The sequence below is a fragment of the bacterium genome, assembly GCA_030685015.1.
Lineage (GTDB): Bacteria > CAIWAD01 > CAIWAD01 > CAIWAD01 > CAIWAD01 > CAIWAD01.
Genome location: JAUXWS010000032.1, coordinates 1 through 20,119, shown reverse-complemented (window position 1 = coordinate 20,119; position 20,119 = coordinate 1). Strand labels below are relative to the sequence as shown.

At 65.5% G+C, this 20,119-nt stretch carries 14 protein-coding genes; 11 read left to right on the top strand and 3 right to left on the bottom strand.

Going from position 1 to position 20,119, the window contains the following annotated elements:
- Positions 1 to 234: 234 nt before the first annotated feature.
- Both add and Q8O14_03700 read right to left on the bottom strand, forming a co-directional pair.
- Positions 235 to 1,281, bottom strand: a complete 1,047-nt coding sequence (add, locus tag Q8O14_03705; GenBank protein MDP2359843.1) for an adenosine deaminase — start codon at positions 1,279 to 1,281, stop codon at positions 235 to 237.
- A 141-nt stretch (positions 1,282 to 1,422) separates the two neighbouring features.
- Positions 1,423 to 3,642, bottom strand: a complete 2,220-nt coding sequence (locus tag Q8O14_03700) for a helicase-associated domain-containing protein (protein ID MDP2359842.1) — start codon at positions 3,640 to 3,642, stop codon at positions 1,423 to 1,425.
- Positions 3,643 to 3,881: 239 nt separating this feature from the next.
- Between Q8O14_03700 and Q8O14_03695 the strand changes: the two genes are divergently transcribed.
- The 9 genes from Q8O14_03695 (at position 3,882) to Q8O14_03655 (ending at position 15,044) form a co-directional block, all read left to right on the top strand.
- Positions 3,882 to 4,550: a hypothetical protein gene (locus tag Q8O14_03695; GenBank protein ID MDP2359841.1), complete on the top strand. Its 669-nt coding sequence runs from the start codon at positions 3,882 to 3,884 to the stop codon at positions 4,548 to 4,550.
- Between the two features lie 245 nt (positions 4,551 to 4,795).
- On the top strand, positions 4,796 to 6,790 hold the full coding sequence (locus Q8O14_03690; GenBank protein MDP2359840.1) for an ABC transporter substrate-binding protein: 1,995 nt from the start codon (positions 4,796 to 4,798) through the stop codon (positions 6,788 to 6,790).
- Between the two features lie 70 nt (positions 6,791 to 6,860).
- Positions 6,861 to 8,360 (top strand): ABC transporter permease subunit, encoded by a 1,500-nt coding sequence (locus Q8O14_03685; GenBank protein MDP2359839.1) that lies wholly within the window; start codon positions 6,861 to 6,863, stop codon positions 8,358 to 8,360.
- Between the two features lie 15 nt (positions 8,361 to 8,375).
- Entirely contained in the window at positions 8,376 to 9,437 is a 1,062-nt protein-coding gene (locus Q8O14_03680; GenBank protein MDP2359838.1) for an ABC transporter permease subunit, read from the top strand.
- Between the two features lie 55 nt (positions 9,438 to 9,492).
- Positions 9,493 to 10,530 carry an ABC transporter ATP-binding protein gene (locus Q8O14_03675; protein ID MDP2359837.1) on the top strand — a complete coding sequence of 346 codons (1,038 nt, stop codon included), beginning with the start codon at positions 9,493 to 9,495 and terminating at the stop codon, positions 10,528 to 10,530.
- On the top strand, positions 10,527 to 11,558 hold the full coding sequence (locus Q8O14_03670) for an ATP-binding cassette domain-containing protein (GenBank protein MDP2359836.1): 1,032 nt from the start codon (positions 10,527 to 10,529) through the stop codon (positions 11,556 to 11,558). Before Q8O14_03675 ends, Q8O14_03670 begins: the two co-directional genes overlap by 4 nt.
- A gap of 126 nt (positions 11,559 to 11,684) precedes the next feature.
- A complete protein-coding gene (locus tag Q8O14_03665; GenBank protein ID MDP2359835.1) occupies positions 11,685 to 12,131 on the top strand; it encodes a hypothetical protein in 447 nt (148 codons plus the stop codon).
- 94 nt (positions 12,132 to 12,225) lie between these two features.
- Positions 12,226 to 12,726 (top strand): hypothetical protein, encoded by a 501-nt coding sequence (locus tag Q8O14_03660; protein ID MDP2359834.1) that lies wholly within the window; start codon positions 12,226 to 12,228, stop codon positions 12,724 to 12,726.
- A 152-nt stretch (positions 12,727 to 12,878) separates the two neighbouring features.
- Positions 12,879 to 15,044 (top strand): TonB-dependent receptor, encoded by a 2,166-nt coding sequence (locus tag Q8O14_03655; GenBank protein ID MDP2359833.1) that lies wholly within the window; start codon positions 12,879 to 12,881, stop codon positions 15,042 to 15,044.
- 356 nt (positions 15,045 to 15,400) lie between these two features.
- Here the strand turns inward: Q8O14_03655 and Q8O14_03650 are convergent, their stop codons facing one another.
- Complete coding sequence (locus tag Q8O14_03650; protein MDP2359832.1) at positions 15,401 to 18,433, bottom strand: right-handed parallel beta-helix repeat-containing protein; 3,033 nt, start codon at positions 18,431 to 18,433, stop codon at positions 15,401 to 15,403.
- A 549-nt stretch (positions 18,434 to 18,982) separates the two neighbouring features.
- Here Q8O14_03650 and Q8O14_03645 point away from each other — a divergent pair.
- A complete protein-coding gene (locus tag Q8O14_03645; protein MDP2359831.1) occupies positions 18,983 to 19,555 on the top strand; it encodes a hypothetical protein in 573 nt (190 codons plus the stop codon).
- Positions 19,556 to 19,643: 88 nt separating this feature from the next.
- The coding region (locus Q8O14_03640) for a hypothetical protein (GenBank protein ID MDP2359830.1) at positions 19,644 to 20,119 on the top strand (476 nt) is incomplete at its 3' end.

The following is a 20,119-nucleotide window of genomic DNA, read 5'->3' as shown; positions in this document are numbered from 1 at the left end:
CCCCGCTTTCTTTTCGCGAAAAGAAAGCGGGAAGAGGCGGCGCTTGCGCCGCAATGTCTTGTCGGACGAGGGCCCTATCACCTGGTGCGCCTGCCGTGGCAATTGGTTCAGGCCTGCGGCCTTCACCGCAGGAGACCACCTTCCCCCTGCCAGGGGGAAGGCCCGGATGGGGGTTTGCCGCCTGCCGCCTTCACCCGCTCCGCGGGCGAAGGCGTGAAGCATGCTCGCGGCACCTCAGTAACCCACAAGGACGCCATCGTAGCCCATCTCCGTGAGGGCGCCGTGAAGCATGGCCCGCTTCTCCCGGTAGGGCAGGAAGGCGCTCTTGAAGCCGTTGGTGATGATCTTCGCCACTTCCTGCTCCGTCAGGCGGAAGACCTGGGTGATGCGCCACAGCTCTTCGGTGACGGTGGTGTCGCTGATGAGCCGGTTGTCGGTGTTGACCGTGATGCGCAGGCCGTAATCCAGGTAGAACTTGAGCGGGTGGGAGGCGAGGTCCGTCACCACGCGGGTTTGCACGTTGCTGGTGGGACAGGCCTCGATGGGCACGCGCAGGTCGTTCATGTAGTTGAGCAGGCTGCCGTCCTCCTTCAGGCGCGTGGAATGGCCGATGCGCTGGGCGTGAAGGTGGTGGAGGGCCTGGTGGATGCTCTCGGGGCCGTAGGCCTCGCCGGCGTGGACCGTGCAGTTGACGTTGTTCTTGCGGATGAGGTAGAAGGCCTCGCGGTGGTCCTTGGCCGGGAAGTTGGCCTCGGCGCCCGCCAGGTCGAAACCGACGACGCCCGCGCTCTTGTAGGCCACGGCCAGTTCCGCCAGCCGCAGCGAGGTGGCGGGGTTGATGTTGCGGATGCCGCAGACGATCACCCCGCAGCGGATTGGGTACTGCCGCTCGGCCCGGCGCAGGCCGGCCAGCACGGCGTCCATCACCTGGGCCAGGCTGAGGCCCCGCTCCACATGGAGGATGGGCGAGTAGCGCACTTCCAGCCAGCGCACGTTCTCGCGGGCGCAGTCCTCGGCCAGTTCGAAGGAGGTCCGCTCCAGGGACTCCACATCCTGCATGACGGCCAGGGTGTAGCGGAAGACGGCCAGGTAGTCCACCAGGCTCTCGTAGTTCTGGCCCAGGCGCAGCAGCTGGAAGAGGTCCGCCACGTCCATGCTGGGCAGCTCGACGCGGCGCTCGCGGGCCAGCTCGATCATGGTGGCCAGGCGGAGGGAGCCGTCCAGGTGGCAGTGCAGTTCCGCCTTGGGCATGGAGAGGATCTTCTCACGGGTCAGGCTCATCGCCCCTCCGGTTGACAAGAGGGCCGCTCCCGAAGGACGGCCCTCACTTCCGGCGCCGGATGGCGGAATCGTCTCCGCACCCACGGTGGGTGAATATAGCGCCCCGCGCCCTGGGAACCCGATCCCGGGCGAATGGCCGACTCAGTCCAGGCGCCCGGCGGCGATGGCCGTGGTCATGGCGTCCAGCCGGGCGTAGGAATCCCCCAGGCGGCGCTGGGGAATGGCCGCCATCTCCTTGTGATCCTCGCTTGTCAGCTGCGTGCCGACCAGTTTGAGCAGCTCGGCCAGCTCGGGGTGGACGCGATCCGCGTACTCATAGGCCTTGAGCATGGCCAGCAGATGGAGGCGCTCCGTGCGCGACAACTCCAGCTGCTCGCCGTGGTCGTCAATGACCGCTTCCCAGCGCACGCGGGGCATGTAGCCCAGCCGGCGCAGGTCCTCTACCATTTTCTGGACACGGGTCGCCGGTGACAGCAGCAGCAGCTGCTCCTCGAACAGGGCCAGCCAGGACTTGCGCAATCCGGGCAGGAGGCACAGCTCCTGCATGAGGCGGGCATCCTCTGTCTTCAAGACCATCAGTTGCGGATCGACCAGGATGTGGCCGTGGCGGCTGGTCACCTCCTCCAGCAGGTAACTGACGTTCTGGGGGATGGCCTGGGCGCTGTTGGCGGTCAGGAAACTGCGGATCCCCTCCAGGTCCAGGCCGCTGTCCAGGCCGCGGGAAAGGGACTGGGCGCTGATCCGGTAGCGGCCCCGCTCATAATCGGCGAAACGGGCCAGGAAGAGGGTGCGTTCCGGCAGGAAGCGGGCCGGCACCCAGATCTCGAGATTGGCCTGGACGAGCAGCTTCTCGGCGGGATCGAACCAGGTGTCCAGATCCTCCGCCGGCAGACCCTCCTGCAGGATGCGCCGGCCCCTGCCGGAGAGGCGGAAGACGAGGCCGCCCTGTTCGGGGTGGTTGGACAGCTCCACCAGGCCGAACCAGAAGAGCGGCTTGACCAGCTGGTGCGTGACGAACTTGTCGATGGCGGCGCGCTGGGAATCGTTGCGCGTGCCGCCCTCCATCTGGCCGTAGAGGTAGGCGATCTCCTCCAGCCCGATCCAGGCGGCGGGACTGACCTGGCGCAACAGCCACAGCAGTCGCAGGGGATCCAGGCCGGCGCCCTCGGCCTTGCCAAGGCTGTCCTCGAGGCGGCCCTTCTCCAGCAGGTCCGCCCCGAAGGCGTCGCACATCATCAGGCGCAGGCTTTCCGCGGGCTGGCGGAAGAAGGCGGCGGTGGCGGCCACGTTGACGGCCCACACCTCGTGCTGCAGCTGCACGATGCTGTGCTGCTCGAAAAAGTCGAACAGGAAATTGAAGAGATGCTGGTCGTCCTGGGCGGGCTGGAAGAGAGAGCAGACGCGCTTCACTTCCGTCTTGTGCATGCCGCCCTTCTGGATGCGCAGGATGCGGTGGTTGACCAGATGGATGAGCAGGATGAGGGCGTTGTGGAAGAGCTGCACCGGCTCGTGGCGCACCTTCCAGGCCTCCGGCGAAAGGCGTCCGGCGAAGGCGGGCACCAGCTGGGTCGGCGCCTCCTGCAGTTGGAAGTTGGCGCGCACCATGACGACGGCGTCGGTCACGAGCAGGATCCTGCCCTCGGCCGGGAAATACTGGTCGTGCTTGAGCAGGGCGCTGCCGTCGCTGGTCCACACCAGGCCCGTGGAGCGGAAGAGGGTGATCAGCTCCCGCTTCAGCTCATCGGAGTCCACCTTGATGCCGAAGAGGCCGACCTGCTTGCGCAGATCGCGCAGGGTCAGGCCCTCGGCGTGCATGGACAGGATCTTGAGGATGACGCGGCCGGTCCAGGTCAGCTGTTCTTCCACCGCGCGACGAAAGGAGTCGCTGTCCAGCAGCAGGGCTTTGAAGGAAGCAAGCAGCACGGCCCGGTCCAGGCAGCCCTCCGCCGCCGGCTGCGGACTGCCGGCGTAGAAGCCGTCCGCCATGCGGCGCAACTCCTGGGGGTCCCGGCCGGCCAGCTTGCGCCGCAAGCGGTTGCGGTAGAAGGTGGGCAGGCGGAAGAGGGGTTCGAGGTGGTCGACCAGGCTGACCAGTTCCGGCCCCTCGGGCAGGGCTTCCTCCTCCTCCGGCCGCACGGCGCGGTGCAGGCGGATCAGATCGGATTTGCCCAGGGTCGCCAGCAGGTCGTCCGGCTTTTCGTCGCCCCTGCCGCGCAGCAAGGTCTGCATCTCGGCCAGCGGCACGGATCCGCCCTCGGCGGCCAGGTAGTAGATGATCTCCAGGTGCTGGTGCTGGCTTTCCTGGAAGGTGGCCAAGTGGCGCAGGGCGCGCAGGAAGTCGGATGGGATGTGGAAAGCCATCATAGGGTGTGAAGGATCGTTCCTGAACAATAGATTGGCCCGGGAACGCGGCCTGTTGTAGCCGTCTGAGGGGGCCGCCCGCCTCGCCTGTTAAAGGCTTGTGAGTCTAGCAGTTCGTTCAAGCCTTGTCAAGTTGACGACGACCCGTTGCAAGGGAAGAGAACACGATGGTGCGAGCGCCACGCCGCCACTTGATCCTGCTGCTTGTCTTGACGGCCTTGCTGTCAGGTGGTTGTCTGGTGAAGACCATCAACCACTTGTGGGCCACGCGAAACCAATTGCTCAAGTTTGACACGCATTTCCACTTCGAGCGGGCCGCCGGGGACAAGGGTCCCGCCTTGCACTTCCTTGCGCCGAAACTGACCCGGGAGGATGTGCGCGCCCTGGTGAGCGGACGGGAACCCAGCACGGTGACCCAGCGGAAGGGCGGCGAGGTCTGGGTCTTCCGCTATCTGCGGCGTCCGCCCATGAGGGGCAAGGCCATTCATCTGGAGCTGGAGTTCCAGGGCGACCTGCTCACGAGGGTGAGGGTGGACAAGCGCTTCAGTGATCATCTGGGCGATGATCGCATTGAAATGCTGGTTCGTCAGTTCGTGGGGCGCGACACGGAGCTGGACTTGTTCAGCAAGCGGGTGGTGTGCAAGGTGCCGACCCGGGAGCTGGCCCGCTTCCGTCCTCTCACCCAGGCCGATGTCCACGCCCTCTTCGGCAAGGAGAGCCTGGTCCGCGAAGTGGAGCTGAAGCCCCACGAACCCAAGTTCATCTATCGCTACCGCCTCGCCGGAACCGCGGGGAGCAAGGCGGCGATGAGTTTTGGCGCAACTTATCTGGACAACCACCGCTTGGCCCGCATCACCAGCCGCATCGGTTCCTTCTCGCTGGAGTTCGACTTGAGCGGCCAGCCCTGAACATGCGTGCCGCGCGCCCGTACGCTTGGTGGCATGACCTGCAAGTCGGCCCGGGCACGGGCATGGAAACGCTCCCAAATCCGGCCCGCTTCTTGCACCCAAGCCCAGCTTCGTTGGAAGTAGGGTGGGTGACTGGTATGTTTGCAACTTAACCTGTTGCCTTGTGGCTCGCGCGGGCAACATTTTGACAAGGCCTCGCCTGGTTGACCACAACCGGCATGGCGCATGTGGAAACAGGAGGAATCATGAAGCCCGGCCAAACCGCCCAGCTTTTCACGGTCTGCCTCTTCTCGCTTGGTCTGATGACGGGTTGTGGAGGCGGCACGTCCCGCTTCGACACCGGGCCGGTGATGGACCCCGAGGAAGGCGTCAATTCCAATGATTATTGGGCGTCCAAGGGCTTTGAAACGCAGAACAATCCGGCCGGCGCCCTGCCGGACGTGCCCGCCGAGCTGGGCGGCCAGGGCTTCGACGAGATATCCGCCGGCCTGGGCTTCCAGACCAACACGACCTACAAGTCGATGGCCGATCCCCGCGGCGTGCCCGGCGGCATGCTTCGCATCCCCCTCGCCGAGTTCCCGGCCACCCTGCGCAGCGAGGGCAAGGACGCCAACACCACCTTCATGGCCCTCGTTTCGGGCATGATGTACGAGTCCATGATGAGCCTGGACAACTGGACGGACGAATTCATCCCCAGCCTGGCCAGCCATTGGAAAGTGGAGGACAACCCGGGCGGCGGCCAGACCTTCACCTTCCGCCTCAATCCCAACGCCCGCTGGCAGACCGGCCACCGCTTCACGGCCGACGACGTGCTGGCCACCTGGAAGCTGATGGTGGACGACGGTCTGCTGCAGCCCTACAACGGCGTGCTCTACCGCCAATACAGCGAACCAGAGATCCTCAGCCCCTATCTGGTCCGCACCTCCACCAAGGATCTCAACTGGCGCCATTTCCTCTACTTCGGCGCCTCCATGACCATCTACCCGGCCCACATCATCGGGAACATCACGGGCAAGGAGTACATGGAGCGCTTCCAGAACCAGACCATGCCCGGTTCCGGCGCCTACCTGCTGCGCGACGAGGACATCAGCCAGGGCAACAGCCTGACCATGACGCGCATCAACAACTACTGGGACAAGGACAATCCCGCCGGCAAGGGCGGCAGCAACTTCTACAAGGTGAAGTTCCGCATCGTCCAGGACGAGACCTTGCAGCGCGAGATGTTCAAGAAGGGCGAGCTGGACATCTACGTGGTGGGTCAGGCCAAGTACTGGGTGAAGGAGTTCCTGCCCGACCAGATCGACCAGCTGGGCAAGGGCTGGATCCAGCGCAAGAAGATCTTCACCCAGAGTCCCAACGGCACCAGCGGCTTTGCTTTCAACATGCGCGAGGAACCCTTCAACGACATCCGCATCCGCCGCGCCTTCGCCTACCTGCTCAACCGCGAGAAGCTGATCGACAAGCTCTTCTACAACGAATACCTGCCCATCCACAGCTATTACCCAGGCAGCGTCTACGAGAACCCTGACAATGAGAAGATCAAGTACGACCCGGACACGGCCCTGCGCCTGCTGGCCGAGGCAGGCTACTCCGAGCGCAACTCCCAGGGCTACCTCACCAACTCCCGCGGCCAGCTGCTCGAGTTGGATCTCATGATCGACGAGAGCCCCACCTGGGAGCGCATCATCACGGTCATCCAGGAAGACTACAAGCAGGCCGGCATCAAGCTGAACCTGAAGCCCACCACCGGTGCCACCCAGTTCCAGATGGTGATGGACCGCAAGTTCAAGATCCACTGGCAGAACTGGGGCGGCCTCTACTTCCCCAACCCCGAGTCGTCCTTCAAGTCCGACATGGCCGACGTGCCCAACACCAACAACCTGGCCGGCTTCAAGAGCCAGGAACTGGACAGCATCTGCGAAGTCTACAACAAGACCTTCGAACAGACCGAGCGCATCAAGCTCATCCGCCGCACGGACAAGCTCCTGATGGAGAGCTACCAGTACGCCCTGGGCTGGTACGGGCCCTTCACCCGCCTGGGCTACTGGAACAAGTTCGGCATGCCCGAATGGGGCCTTTCCCGCACCGGCGACTGGCGTTCCCTCGTCGGCCTGTGGTGGTATGACCAGGAGAAGCACAGGGCTCTGGTGAAGGCCATCAAGAAGGACGAAGCCATGCCAATCGAAGAGGTCGAGATCGATTATTGGAAGGGTTACGACCCGGCTACCCTCACCCGCTAGACCACACGAGGGCCCCGCCGGCCGCGGCCGGCGGGGCCGTCCATCCCCGCAGGACAATCAGGAAGGTCCCATGACCACCTACTTCATTCGCCGCTTCCTGCTGGCCTTTCCCACTTTCATCGGCATCACCCTCATCGCCTTCACGATCATCCAGTTCGTGCCGGGCGGGCCCCTGGAGCAGGAGATCATCGCCCTCAAGATGGGCATGAGCCAGATGGGCGAGGCCGGCGCTGGCTCCAGCAGCGATGTGGCTGCCGGCGGGTCCTCGATCCCGGCCGAGGCCCTGGAGGAGATGAAGGCCTATTACGGGTACGACAAGCCGGTCATCCTCAACTTTCGCATCTGGAATCCCCAGAAGCACGTCGACCGCTACATGGAGGCCCTCACCCACGAGCAGGTGATCGCCGAGCGCACGGCCACTCTGGCTGCCCTCCTGGAGCGGGTCCGCGATGGGGAGGACACCACGCCCGTCCGCGCCCAGATCAGCCTTCTGCGGGAGGAGATCAAGGGCTTGCGCGACCAGGTCGACCGCATGCGCTCCAACGTCATCGCCTGCGCCGAGATCGCCGTGCCGGCCCTGCTCGAGGTGGCCCTGGACGGCACCACGCGCTACACCGAGGATCAGCGCGAGAAGGCGATCGACCTGCTCGTCAAGCGGCTCAACCTGCCGGTCTGGACCAGCCAGGATCTGGGCACCAAGCTGGCGCAGGTGGAGCAGTGGGCCGCCGCCAACGAAGCGAAGGGGACACCCGTCTACGCCAAGGTGTGGAAGACCTTCAGCTACGGCCGCTATGGCGCCTGGCTGGTCCGCATCTTCCAGCTGGACCTGGGCAAGTCCCACCGCTACAGCCGGCCGGTCTGGGAGGTGATGAAGACCAAGTTCCCCGTGTCCATCTATTTCGGCGCCATCGGCCTCATCCTTGTCTACAGCGTGTGCATTCCGCTGGGCGTGTGGAAGGCCGTCAAGCATGGCAGCACCTTCGACACGGCCAGCTCGGTGATCGTCTTCATCGGCTACTCCATCCCCGGCTGGGCGCTGGGCGCCGTGCTGCTGGTGCTGCTGGGCGGCGGCTCCTTCTGGGACGTCTTCCCGCTGGGTGGCTTCCGCAGCGAGGACTGGGAATTCATGAACTGGTGGGACAAGATCTGGGACCAGGTCCACCACACCATCCTGCCCATCATCGCCTGGGAGATCGCCTCCTTCGCCCGCATGACCATCCTCATGAAGAACAGTCTGATGGAGAACCTGAGCAGCGACTATGTGCGCACGGCCTTCGCCAAGGGGCTGTCCGAGCGGCGCGTCGTCTTCCTGCACGCCCTGCGCAACAGCCTCATCCCGCTGGCGACGGGCCTGGGCCACCTCATCAGCTTCATCTTCGCGGGCAGCTATCTGATCGAGAAGGTGTTCAACATCGACGGCTTCGGCCTCCTGGGCTTCAACAGCCTCATCCATCGCGACTATCCGGTGGTGCTGGCCTCGCTCGTCATCGGAGCCGTGATCGGCCTGATGGGCAACATCCTGTCCGACATGATCTACGCCGCGATCGATCCGCGCATCCGCTTCAAGTAGGCGACCAGGAGCAACATGATGGCAGGAAAAGACCAACTCGTCAAAGGCACCTCCCTGCTGGCCAAGCGCTGGCGGAAGTTCAAGTCGATGAAGCGCGGCTATATCTCGCTCTACATCTTCTTCAGCACCTACCTCCTCTCCTTCCTGCTGCCGTTGGCGGTGGGCAACCAGGCCTTGGTGGTGCGCCATGACGGCGACTATTACTTCCCCTTGCTCAGCAACTACATCGCCGCCGAGCAACTGGGCCAGGCGCGCATCGGGGATCCCAACTACCGCCTGCTGCAGGAGCAGTACAAGGAGGAGGGCAAGGGCGACTTCGTCATCATGCCGCTCTATCCCTATGGCCCCAAGGAAAGCCTGCTCGATCTGCCCGGCACGCCGCCCCACGCCCCCGGCCGCGGGCACTGGCTGGGCACGGACGACCGCGCCCGCGACGTGCTGTCCCGCCTGCTTTACGGCTACCGCGTGTCCATCAGCTTCGCCCTCATCGTGACGGCCTTTTCCTATTTGATCGGCATGAGCATCGGCGGATTGCTGGGCTACTACGGCGGCCTCTTCGACATCCTTGTGCAGCGCTTCGTCGAACTATGGAGCGCCGTGCCCTTCCTCTACATGATCATGATCATCGTCTCGCTGGTGAAGCCCAGCTTCGCCCTCCTGGTGCTGCTCATGGTGATGTGGGGGTGGATGGGCCTGACCTACTACGTGCGCGGCGAGTTCTACCGGGAGAAGACCAAGGACTACGTCCAGGCCGCCATTTCCATGGGCTCCAGCGACCGGCGCGTCATATTCAAGCACATCCTGCCCAACAGCCTGACGCCCATCATCAGTTTCGGCCCCTTCGCCGTGGTGGGCTACATCGGTTCGCTGGTGACGCTGGACTTCCTGGGCTTCGGCCTGCCGCCCGAGGAACCCTCCTGGGGCAACATGGTGAAGGTGGGCATGGCCAACATCACCGATTGGTGGCTGGTGCTGGCGCCGCTCAGCGCGCTCTTCATCACGCTGCTGCTGGTGGTCTTCATCGGGGAGGGGATCCGCGAGGCCTTCGATCCCAAGGTCTATTCGCGGCTGCGGTGAGGGCTGGACCCGTCACGGCCGGAGTGTTGGCAGAACCTCGCAAGGAGTCGACGACATGAGTGCAACCGAGCACGCCGCACCCGAGGTGCTCTTCGAGATCCGCAACCTGCAGACCCACTTCTACACGGAGGCGGGCACGGTGCGGGCCGTGGACGGCGTCAGCTTCGAGATCCGCCGGGGAGAGGTGCTGGGCATCGTCGGGGAGTCGGGCAGCGGCAAATCCGTCACCTGCCTGTCCATCAATCGGCTCATCCCGGACCCGCCCGGCCGCATCGTGGGCGGGGAGATCCTCTACCACAAGAACGGCCGCGCCATCGACCTGCTCAAGCTTTCTTACGAGGAGATGCGCGCCTTCCGCGGCCAGGACATCGGCATGATCTTCCAGGAGCCCATGACCAGCCTCAACCCGGTCTTCACGATCGGCATGCAGATGACGGAGGCCGTGCGCTACCATCGCGACATCTCGAAGAAGGAAGCCTTCGACCTGGGCGTGGACATGCTCAAGCTGGTGGGCATCCCGGCGCCCGAGAAGCGGATGAAGGACTACCCGCACCAGTTCAGCGGCGGCATGCGGCAGCGGGTCATGATCGCCATGGCCCTGGTCTGCAACCCGGCCCTGCTCATCGCCGACGAGCCCACCACCGCGCTGGACGTCACCATCCAGGCCCAAATCCTCCAGCTCATGCTGCAGATGAAGGAGAAGCGCCAGGAGGCCAGCATCGTGCTCATCACCCACGACCTGGCGGTGGTGGCCGAGACCTGCGAGCGGGTCATCGTCATGTATGGCGGACACATCCAGGAGGTGGCGAGCAGCCAGGTCCTCTTCAACACGCCGGCCCACCCCTACACCAGCGGCCTGCTGGGCAGCCTGCCCCGCCCGGACAAGGAGAAGAAATCCCGGCTGCAGACCATCCGCGGCGTGGTGCCCTCCATGCTGGACATGCCGGTGGGCTGCCGATTCTGCACCCGCTGCGACAACGTGATGCCCCACTGCGAAACGATCGTGCCCGACATCGTGGAGCTGGCCCCGGGCCACCAGGTGCGCTGCCACCTATACTCCAATGACCCCAAGATGCGTGGAGAGACCGCATGAGCACGTCGATGGCCCCGGACAAGCAATTGCTGCTGAAGCTGGAGGATCTGCGCGTCCATTTCCCCATCCATGGCGGCCTCATGCTGCGCAAAGTGGCGGAGGTGAAGGCGGTCGACGGCGTGAGCTTCGAGCTGAAGCGGGGCGAGACCCTGGGGCTGGTGGGCGAGTCCGGCTGCGGCAAGACGACGGTGGGCCGCGCCATCGTCAACATTCTTCACTCCGGTTCGCCGGACGTGGAGGTCTACGGCAAGATCCTCTACAACCATCACGCCGACGGCTGGGTGGATTTCGCGTCGCTCAAGCGCAAGGGCATGCGCAAGTACCGGAGCGACATCCAGATGATCTTCCAGGATCCCTTCTCCAGCCTCAACCCGCGCATGCTGGTGCGGGACATCATCGCCGAACCGCTCCAGATCACGCAGCCGGACATGAAGACCTCCGATGTGGACGAGCGCGTCTTCTGGCTGCTGGAGAAAGTGGGCCTCTCGCGGGAGCAGGCCTACCGCTACCCTCATGAGTTCTCCGGCGGCCAGCGCCAGCGCGTGGGCTTCGCCCGCGCCCTGGCCACCAATCCGCAGCTGATCGTGGCCGACGAGCCGGTCAGCGCCCTGGACGTCTCGATCCAGGCCCAGGTCATCAACCTCCTGCAGGACCTGCAGGAGGAGTTCAGCCTCACCTACATCTTCATCGCCCACGACCTTTCCGTGGTGGAGCACATCAGCGACCGCATCGCCGTCATGTACCTGGGCTGCATGGTGGAGCTGGGCAAGGCGCAGGACATCTACCGCAATCCCAAGCATCCCTACACCAAGGCCCTGCTCGAGGCGGTACCCCTGCCCGACCCGGACCGCGTCAAGACCAAGGACCGCAAGTTGCTGCAGGGCGACGTGCCCAACCCCATCGCCAAACCCAGCGGCTGCGCCTTCCGCACCCGCTGCCCGGTGGCGAGGCCGGAGTGCGCCCGGGACGTGCCCGAGTACCGCACCCTGGCCGACGGCCGCCAGGTGGCCTGCCCCTACGTGGATTAGTCGTGGAGCGCTGCGTGACCATCCGCCGCCTGGGGGACGAGGACCGGGCCCGGGACCGGGCGTGGTGGCTGGGCCGCCCGCCCGAGGAGCGGCTGGCCGAAGTGGAGCGTCTGCGGAGGGAATTCCATGGACCTGACATCCGATTGGCTCGAGTTGCTCGGGTTGTTCCGCTCGCACCAGGTTGAGTTCATCGTGGTGGGCGCCTATGCCTTGGCGCTGCACGGCTGCCCGCGCAACACGGGTGACATCGATCTTCTGGTCAACCCGACCCCGGAGAACGCCCATCGCGTGATGGAGGCCCTGACGGAGTTCGGCTTCGGCGGGCTGGGCTTGACCTGGGAGGATTTCACCAGGCTGGACCAGGTTGTGCAACTGGGGAGGGTGCCGGCCCGCGTGGACCTGCTGACCTCCATTACTGGCGTCACGTGGTCCGAGGCCTTTGCCGGCAGGTCGACGGGGCAGCTGGGCGGAATACCGGTCCATTTTCTTGGACGGGACCAATACCTGGCGAACAAACGGGCGACAGGCCGGCTGCAGGATCTGGCGGATCTGGCCGCCCTGGGCGAGGAGTGACCGCCCCGAGCGTGGGAGGCAAGCCCGGACTTGATTAGTTCGCGCAAGTGTGCTTGCTTCCCACCCCGTCAGGACTAGTTCAGGAAAGAGGCTCATGAGCGAGCGGAACCGGTCGTCCTTCCAGCCGCGCCGCCAACGGCGTCAAGGGGAGTGGCGCGCCCGCTTGGCCTTCGTCCTCGTCCTGCCCTACCTCTTGTTGCTGCAGGCCCAGGCCCGCCCAACCGTCGATGTCCTCCAGGATTTGCACATCTCGGGATCCTGCGCCTGCTGCTGCACAAGCTCCGCCCCCGCGCTTGCCGGGGAGGCGGAGGGCGGGGGGCCGACCGAGTGCCGGAGTCCGTCCACCGCCTCCTCGTGCCGCGGGCCGGCGGCCCCCCAGGAGGATGCTCCCGCCGGCACGGACCACGATGACAGCTGCTGTGATTCCTCCGGTTCCAAGTGCGCCTGCTACCGCGCCACGCCCGGCGGCGTGGCATGGCTGCCCGTGGCGACCAGCCTGCCGCTTCCGCTGGCCTGGAGCATCATTGGCCACCGCGGCCAAGACCACGTGCGCGACGGCGGCTTGGCCCCGCCCGAACAGCCGCCCAAGACCTGATCCTTTCGCCGGCCGGGCGTGCTTTCATGCCCCGGCCGCATTCCGTCAGACACCCTGAACCTGTCACCCACGGTAGTCCGCGGCCCTTTGTGCGGCTCCCGGCGGCGGCAGCGGAAGCCCGCCCGCGCGCGGACCCAGCGAAAGGATGAACCATGTTTGTCAAGATGCTTCGCGGCGCCATGCTGATGGCCGCCGCTGTGGCGACGCCCGCTTGGGCCGCCATGCTCCACCTGAGCTTGGCCGATCCCACCGGGGCGCCCGTGCCCGGCGCCAACGTCGTGCTCCCCGACGGCCGCGGCGCCGCCAGTGATCTCGAGGGAATGGCCGTGCTGCACGGCGTGGCCGGGCGCTTGGGCCTCACCATCACGTGCGTGGGTTTCGCGCCCCTCACCCTGCACCTGGACCTGCCCGACGAAGGCCACATCACTCACCATGTCGTGTTGCGGCCCACCGAGGTCGAGTTGCAGGACCTCACGATCACCGCCCGCCGCGGCAGCGGGATCGACCTGGGCGCCGAACGGGCCACCGAGGTGCTGTCCGTGGATGAAGCGGCGGCCCGCTCCCTGGACGGCACGGCGCGCGGCGCCCTGGGCAGCCTCTCCGGCGTCGACACGCGGCCCTGCGGCCTGTGCGGCAGCGCCGGCGTGGGGCTGCAGGGGCTGGATCCGAACTACACCGAGGTGCGGCTGGACGGCCTGGCGGTGATGAGCGGCGTGGGCGCCCTTTATGGCATGGACGCCGTGGGTGTCAGCACCCTCTCCTCACTGGCCGTGACGCGGGGCGCCGTGACCGCCGCCGAGGGATCGGGGGCAGTGGCCGGCGGCGTGAGTCTGAGCAGCCGGCGTCCGGACGGCGAGGACACCTTCCAGCTGCGTCTCGCGCTGGGGGACGGCTGGCGCCACGGGGCCGGCTTTTCGGCGGGGCGCACCCTGGCGGGACTGCCCCTGCTGCTCAACGCCGACTGGCAGGCCGATCCGCAGCGCCTGGATCGCAACGGCGACCAGCTGACCGACACGCCACAGGTGAAGCGTCTGGGCGGCCAGCTGTCGCTGGGCCGCAGCTCCCATGCCTTCGCCTGGAACGTGCATGGCTCGGGCTTGAGGGAGCAGCGCTTCGCCGGGGACACCGGCTGGGAGGCGAGCGACCGGGGCAGCAGCCAGGTCTATGGCCGCGACATCGCCATCCGCCGGGCGGAACTGCGCGCGTCGATGGAGGGCGTCCTTGACGAGCGGCGGAGCTGGTCGATGGCCGCTGCCATCGTGCAGCATCATCAGGACTCCTGGTACGGCCCCACTGCCTTCGACGCCACGCAGCGACGGCTGTTGCTGCAGGCCGGCCTGGACCTGCGCGGGGCGGGCGGCGCCCTCAACCGCCTGCAGGCGGGCTGGACGGACGATCTCTATGAAGATGGCCTGCCCCTCCCCACGGACCGCCACGACCGCGTGCCCAGCTTCTCCTACAGCCGCTTGACAACTGCCGGGCGCTGGATTTGGGAGGGCGGCTTGCGGGCCGAGAAGCAGGAGGAGGGCTGGATTCCCCTGGGTCGCGGCAGCGTGGCCCTGCAGGCTCACCCTGATCTGCTGCTGCGCGTGAGCCTGGGCCAGGGCTACCGTCAGGTGACCCTCTTCAGCCTGGACAAGGCCGTCCACGCCGGCTTCGACAACGTGGAGCTGCCCGACCGTCTCAAGCCGGAGCGCTCCCTCAGCCTCAACCTGGGCTTGCAGCACCAGCGGGTGGGAAGCTGGGGCCGCTGGCAGGGCAATGTCTCCCTCTTCGCCGTGGAGTTCCGCGAGAAGGCCATCCTGCGCTACACGGAGGAGGTGGGCACCTTGCGCTACGGCAACGCCCGGGAGGCATTCAGCCGCGGGGTGGAGGCGCGGGCGGACTGGCTCGGCATGGCGGGTTGGCATCTCGCCGCGGGCGGCACCGTGAGCCGCGTGCAACTGCTGCTCGACGAAGGCTGGCGAGCCGAGGAGCTGGCCGGCTCGTGGACGGCCTCCGCCTTGGTGGGCAAGCGCGGCCTGGCGGGTCTGCCGGGCCTGGGCGCGGAGCTGCGCCTGCGGGCCACGGGTCCCCAGGAGATGCCCGTCGGCCGCGGCCGCGACAAGACGCCGGCCTGGTCCGTGCTGGACCTGGGCCTGGAGCATGGCCTGGGCTCTTGGACCCTGGGTCTGGATGTGGAGAACCTGCTGGACTATGTGCAACCGGACAATCCCCTGGTGATCGACGCCGGCCATGAGGGGATGCTGGACGCGGCCCTCATCTACGGACCGCTCATCGGGCGGCGCTTCCGACTGCGCGCGGCATTGGACATGTGAGGGCTTGAGCGAAGGAGCCGGCGCACGGGTGGGCGACCATTTGGACAGGTGTCCGACCCTTCGTCGGACACCTGGGCAGGATCTGCCCATCGTCCTGGCGCCCAGGCTCCGAAATCCCGCTCCAAGCGTGGACAAATGGCCACCCGATGTCCGCAGGTCTGGACCTTGGGACAGGACCGGGCCGAGGTTCCCCGCACCGGTGCCCGAGCGCGGCCCTTCCCGCAGGTGGCGGTGTCCAGTTCCTTGGCCAGGTGTCCGACCAAGGGTCGGACACCCTGGATGAATCTGCCCCCCGTCAAGGTGCGAAGGCCCGGCTGATGCCGGGCCTTCGCCTGTCTCACACGATGCCGCCACCCTCACTCCGTGAGGACGCGCACCTGGTAGAAGCGCTTGTTGCCGGGCCAGGGCGCCGTCCAACTGGCGTCGTCGAACTGGCCGCTCTCGTCCAGGGTCAGCTCGTAAGCGGTCATGCCGGAGTAAACGCGATAGCCCAGGGCCTCCTTGACGGGCCTCCAGCAGACCAGCACGGTGCCCGCCAGCGGGTCGGCGCGGATGAGCGTGATGCGGCTGGGCGGCGCGTCGATGATGAAGGGGTCGAAGATGACGGGACCGCGGCTGGATGCCTCGTTGTCATCGTAGATCAGCGCGTCGATGGCCGCCGCCGTGTAGACGCCCCAGTCGTTGTAGCAGCCCTCGATCGTGTTGCTGGTTTCGTTGCGCACCTGGAAACCGGCGCCGCCGCCGTTGCCCAGGAAGGTGTTGTAGCCTCTGGCGCTGTGGTCCGCGGCCCCGAAGCGTGGCTGACCGCTTTCGATGCGCAAGCCGGTGTAGGAGTTGTCCACGATGCGGCTGTGGCTGATGTCGGGACTGGAGATGAAGCAGCGAATGCCGGAACTTGAGCTGCGTTCGACCAGGCAATGACGCAGCTCAGCCCGGTCGGAGTAGGCCAGCAGGATGTTGGCGGCGTTGCTGCCGCTGCCGCCGTAGCGCACCTGGCAGTGTTCCAGCCACAATTCTCCATTCAAGCTCAGGTAGCCATGGGCATTCAATCCATACCAATCCCCGGGCAGCGCGGTCGTGGCGTCGCCGTCGCCGTTGGTGTCGCCGCCCCACTCATCGTCCGTGAGGGAGGTCATTCGAACCGGCGCCTCGGGCGTGCCGGTGGCGATCAGCACGCCCTCGGCGCGCAGCTGCTGGCCCGCCCCGCCCTTCACCTGGGCGCCGGCTTCCAGACGCAGGGTGTCGGGGGCGGACACGGTCACCGTGCCCGTGAGGACATAGGCGAAGCTTCCCAGGCACTCGCCCCAGACCTGGTTGGCCACCGTGCCGCTAAGACTCAGGCCGTTGATGCCGTTGCCGCTGCCGCCATTGCCGCTGAAAGAACCTAGCAGCCTGTCGGACTTGGCCACTTGGCGGTCTTCATCGCCCCAATCGGTCCGGATTTTCCGCAATTTTCTTGAACAGACCACCAGTATGCCCTGCGAAAATTCCGAAAAACCGGCCTCAATTTGGGCGCGAATCCCATCCAAGGCCCAAGCCCGACAGGCTGCTAGCGCTCCGGTCAGCTGGCCGGCATAGCCCGGATGCCCGGTGAAGGTGCAGGCGATGATATCAGGCACGCCGCTGGTGGTCGACACCACCCCCGACCCCAGGTTGCCATGGAAGGTGCAATGCTCGATGCGGGGGGTCGCGGAGTGGACTCGCACCCCGGCGGTGGCGCTGTGCTCGATGGCGCAGTGGCGAAGATTGCCCGTGTCCGAGTAGTTGAAGTGCAGGTTGGCGTCGAAGGAGCTGGCGGCGTCCCCGCCGTAGCGCAGCAGGCAGTGGTCGGCCTCGAGGATGCCCCGACTGGACAAGTAGCCGTAGGTGTCGATGCCGCGCCAGTCCCCCGGGGCCGGCGCGGTGGCCGCCCCGTCCATGTTGGTGTCACCGCCCCAGTCGTCGTCCTTGAGGGAGGTGAAGACGATGGCTCCGCCCTCCTCGCCGCGGAGCAGGAGGGCGCCGCTGGCCGTCAGGGACGAGCCGGGAGCGCCCTTGATGACCGTTCCTGGGCCGATGGTCAAGGAATCACTCGTGGAGACCGTCAGGGCGCCCGTGAGGACATATGGGAAGCCCGGCTGATTGGCGGACCAATGGATGGAGCCGCCCGTGCCGCCGCTGAGTCCGAAGCCGTTGACGCCATTGCCGCTGCCGCCGTTGCCTCCCAGGGACGGCAAGGAGCCAGCCGCCAGCCAGGCGCCGTGGCCGCCATTGTCGATGAACTGGCAGTCCATGGCGCTGATCTGGTTGCCGCTGCCGCCCTCCACGCCATGACCCAGGTTGCCGCGAAAGGTGCTGTGCTCCAGCAGCGCGCCGCAGTTGTTCGCCTTGTATCCCGCCGTGGCGCTGAATTCGCTGATGCTGTGGCGGAAGGTGGCCTGGTCGGAGTAGCTCGTGCGCACGTTGGCGTCCCAGGCGCTGGCGGCGTTGCCGCCGTAGCGCACCCGGCAATGTTCGGCCTCCAACACCCCGCGATTGGACAGGTAGCCGTAGGCATCAATGCCGAGCCAGTCGCCGGGCGCCGGCGCCGTGCCCGCGCCGTTGTTGTTGGAATCCCCCGCCCAGCTGTCGTCATGGATGGAGGTGAGTACCACCGGGCTGTCACTCGTTCCCAGCAGGCGCAGCACGCCGTTCATGGTGAGGGAACTGCCGGCCAGGCACTTGACCACCACACCGGCATCCAGTGTCAGGGTGTCGGCCACGGGGACGCTCACTCCTCCCAGCAGACCCAGGGCGAATCCGGGAGCCTGGATCTGCCAGCGGGCGGACCCGCTGAGGCTGCCGCTCACAGCAAGGACGTCGGTCCCATTGCCGCTGCCGCTGTTGCCGCCATAAGAGGCGGGATTGACGCCGCTCAACCAGGCTGCGTACTGGGTGTTGCCGGTGAAGGTGCAATCCCAGGCCTCCACCCGGCCGCCATTGGAGCCGGCCAGGCCGTGGGCGCCGTTGTCCTGGAACCGGCAGCGACGGAACACCGGGCCGCAGTTGTAGGCGCGCACACCGTTGCCCAGGCAGCGCTCGAACACGCAGTCCTGGATTGTGGCCCAGTCGCTGTAGTAGCAGTAGAGGCCGCCCTGGTAGGCGGCGGCGCTGCCTACCCCGTGGCGCAGCAGCACATGGTCCAGCGTCGCGCTGCCCTGATTGCCCACGTAGCCGTAGAGCTGGACACCGTCCCAATCCCCCGGGGTCGGCACTCCGTCCGACGAAGGGAGGATCTCGCCCAGCGTGTCGTCGTCGCGGCTGGTGAAGACAATGCCGTGCTCCGCCGTGCCGGGGGCGATCAAGGTGCCGTTGACGCGCAAGCCCGTGTTGAAATTGAACTTGACGACGCAGCCGGGTTCCAGGGTCAAGCTGTCCCCGGAGTTGACCGCAGGTCACCGGTGACCTGGTAGGTGTCCGCCGTCCAGGTTTGCCCGCCGACGGCGCCTGATTTGGTGACAAAGGCATCGGCCGGCCTAGCCCACAGCGCCAATGCCAAAGTCAGAATGAGAGAAAGCGATGGTTGTTTCATATTCGGTTCCGGATGATAGGGTGGGTATGTGTGCGAGCTTTGGCTACTGCAACTATTGGGCCTCACCTGGAGGAAGGCAAGTCCGCGGCTAACCTGTTGATGGGTAAATGCAACTTCTTGCGCAGGTGAGCAGTGAACAAGTCCAGCCTGCTGGGCTTGTCGGATTTTGAACAGGGAGGAGCCTGTTCATGAATCAGGCAAGTTCTTCGGTTATGAGTAAGGGTTGTTCGATTGAGCAGTCTCAGTAAAAAGCTATTACTATCCGCAAAAATGACTTGACAGTCGTAACCGAATGACCTAAGCTCGTCCGCATCCAGACCTCGACGACTTGCCTGTGGTGATAGCTTCCCCCTGACTCACATTGTTCCTAGAGCGGAAGGAGATGGTCATGAACAGATTTGGCATGCAAATCCGTTGTGGGGCCGGCTTGATGCTGCTTCCGACTTTGGTGTTCTGCTCGTGCTCGTCCTACATCGCGAAAAATGCGGCGCGCAGCTTCCAGGCGAGGGATGGAGTCGTCTCGGTGACGGTCTTTCCCGTGCATGTGGTCAAGGGCGGAACTCGAGAACATGATGTGGAGCTGGCCCGCCACGTGGCGGAATTCCTCCGGGCGGAAAATCTGGCCGATCCCACCCTGGACCCCACCGTGATTGAGATTCCCGTTCACTGGCGGATCGATCAGTCCAAGATGGCCCAGGAGAGCGCTCTCGCTTTCGCGGCCAAGGTGAAGGAGCAGGGGATCCAGACCGACTATGCGCTGCTGGGGGAGATCCTGTGTGTTCCTGATGAGAGCCTTGTGGTCGGTGTGCACTACTTCCTGGCGGACCGCGAGGGCCTGCTTGCCAGCGGTGGACTCACCAATTCACACTGGGAGGAGTTCCATGACGTCAAGCCCGTTGATCGCCGCGGCGGCGGCGAGGTCCTGACCCGGATGATCAAGCGGATTTGGCTGGACCGCTGAACCACGACAGACTTCTTGCTTGTTCTATCATGCGCTATGAGGTGCACGGCCGAACGGGCATGGCCGTCCTGCACGAAAGGAGAATCCTATGAAGACGGTCCGAGAAAGGAAAAATGGTGCAGTAGTAGTTATGAGATGGTCTGCTCGCGTACTGGGGTTGATCTTCGCGGGTTTCCTCCTGCTGATGTTCATCGGGGAGTCCCTGGAGTCTGGTCTGCCATTTAAGTCAATTGAGCCGTTTGCAGCAGTCGGGCTAGCCCTGATGGGGATCTATACTATATCCATGCTGCTGGCGTTTAAATGGGAGTGCCTGGGCTCATGCCTTGGGGGGATAGCCCTCGGAGGATTCTTCGTCATACTGTTCTTGGGGCTACTCCCCGGAAATGTTGCGGGCGGTTTCAGTTCCAGAGGCGTTTGCTCTTCCCTAGCAGCCTGTCGGGCTTGGGCCTTGGATGGGATTCGCGTCCAAATCGAGGCCGGGTTTTCGGAATTTTCGCAGGGCATACTGGTGGTCTGTTCAAGAAAATTGCGGAAAATCCGGACCGATTGGGGCGATGAAGACCG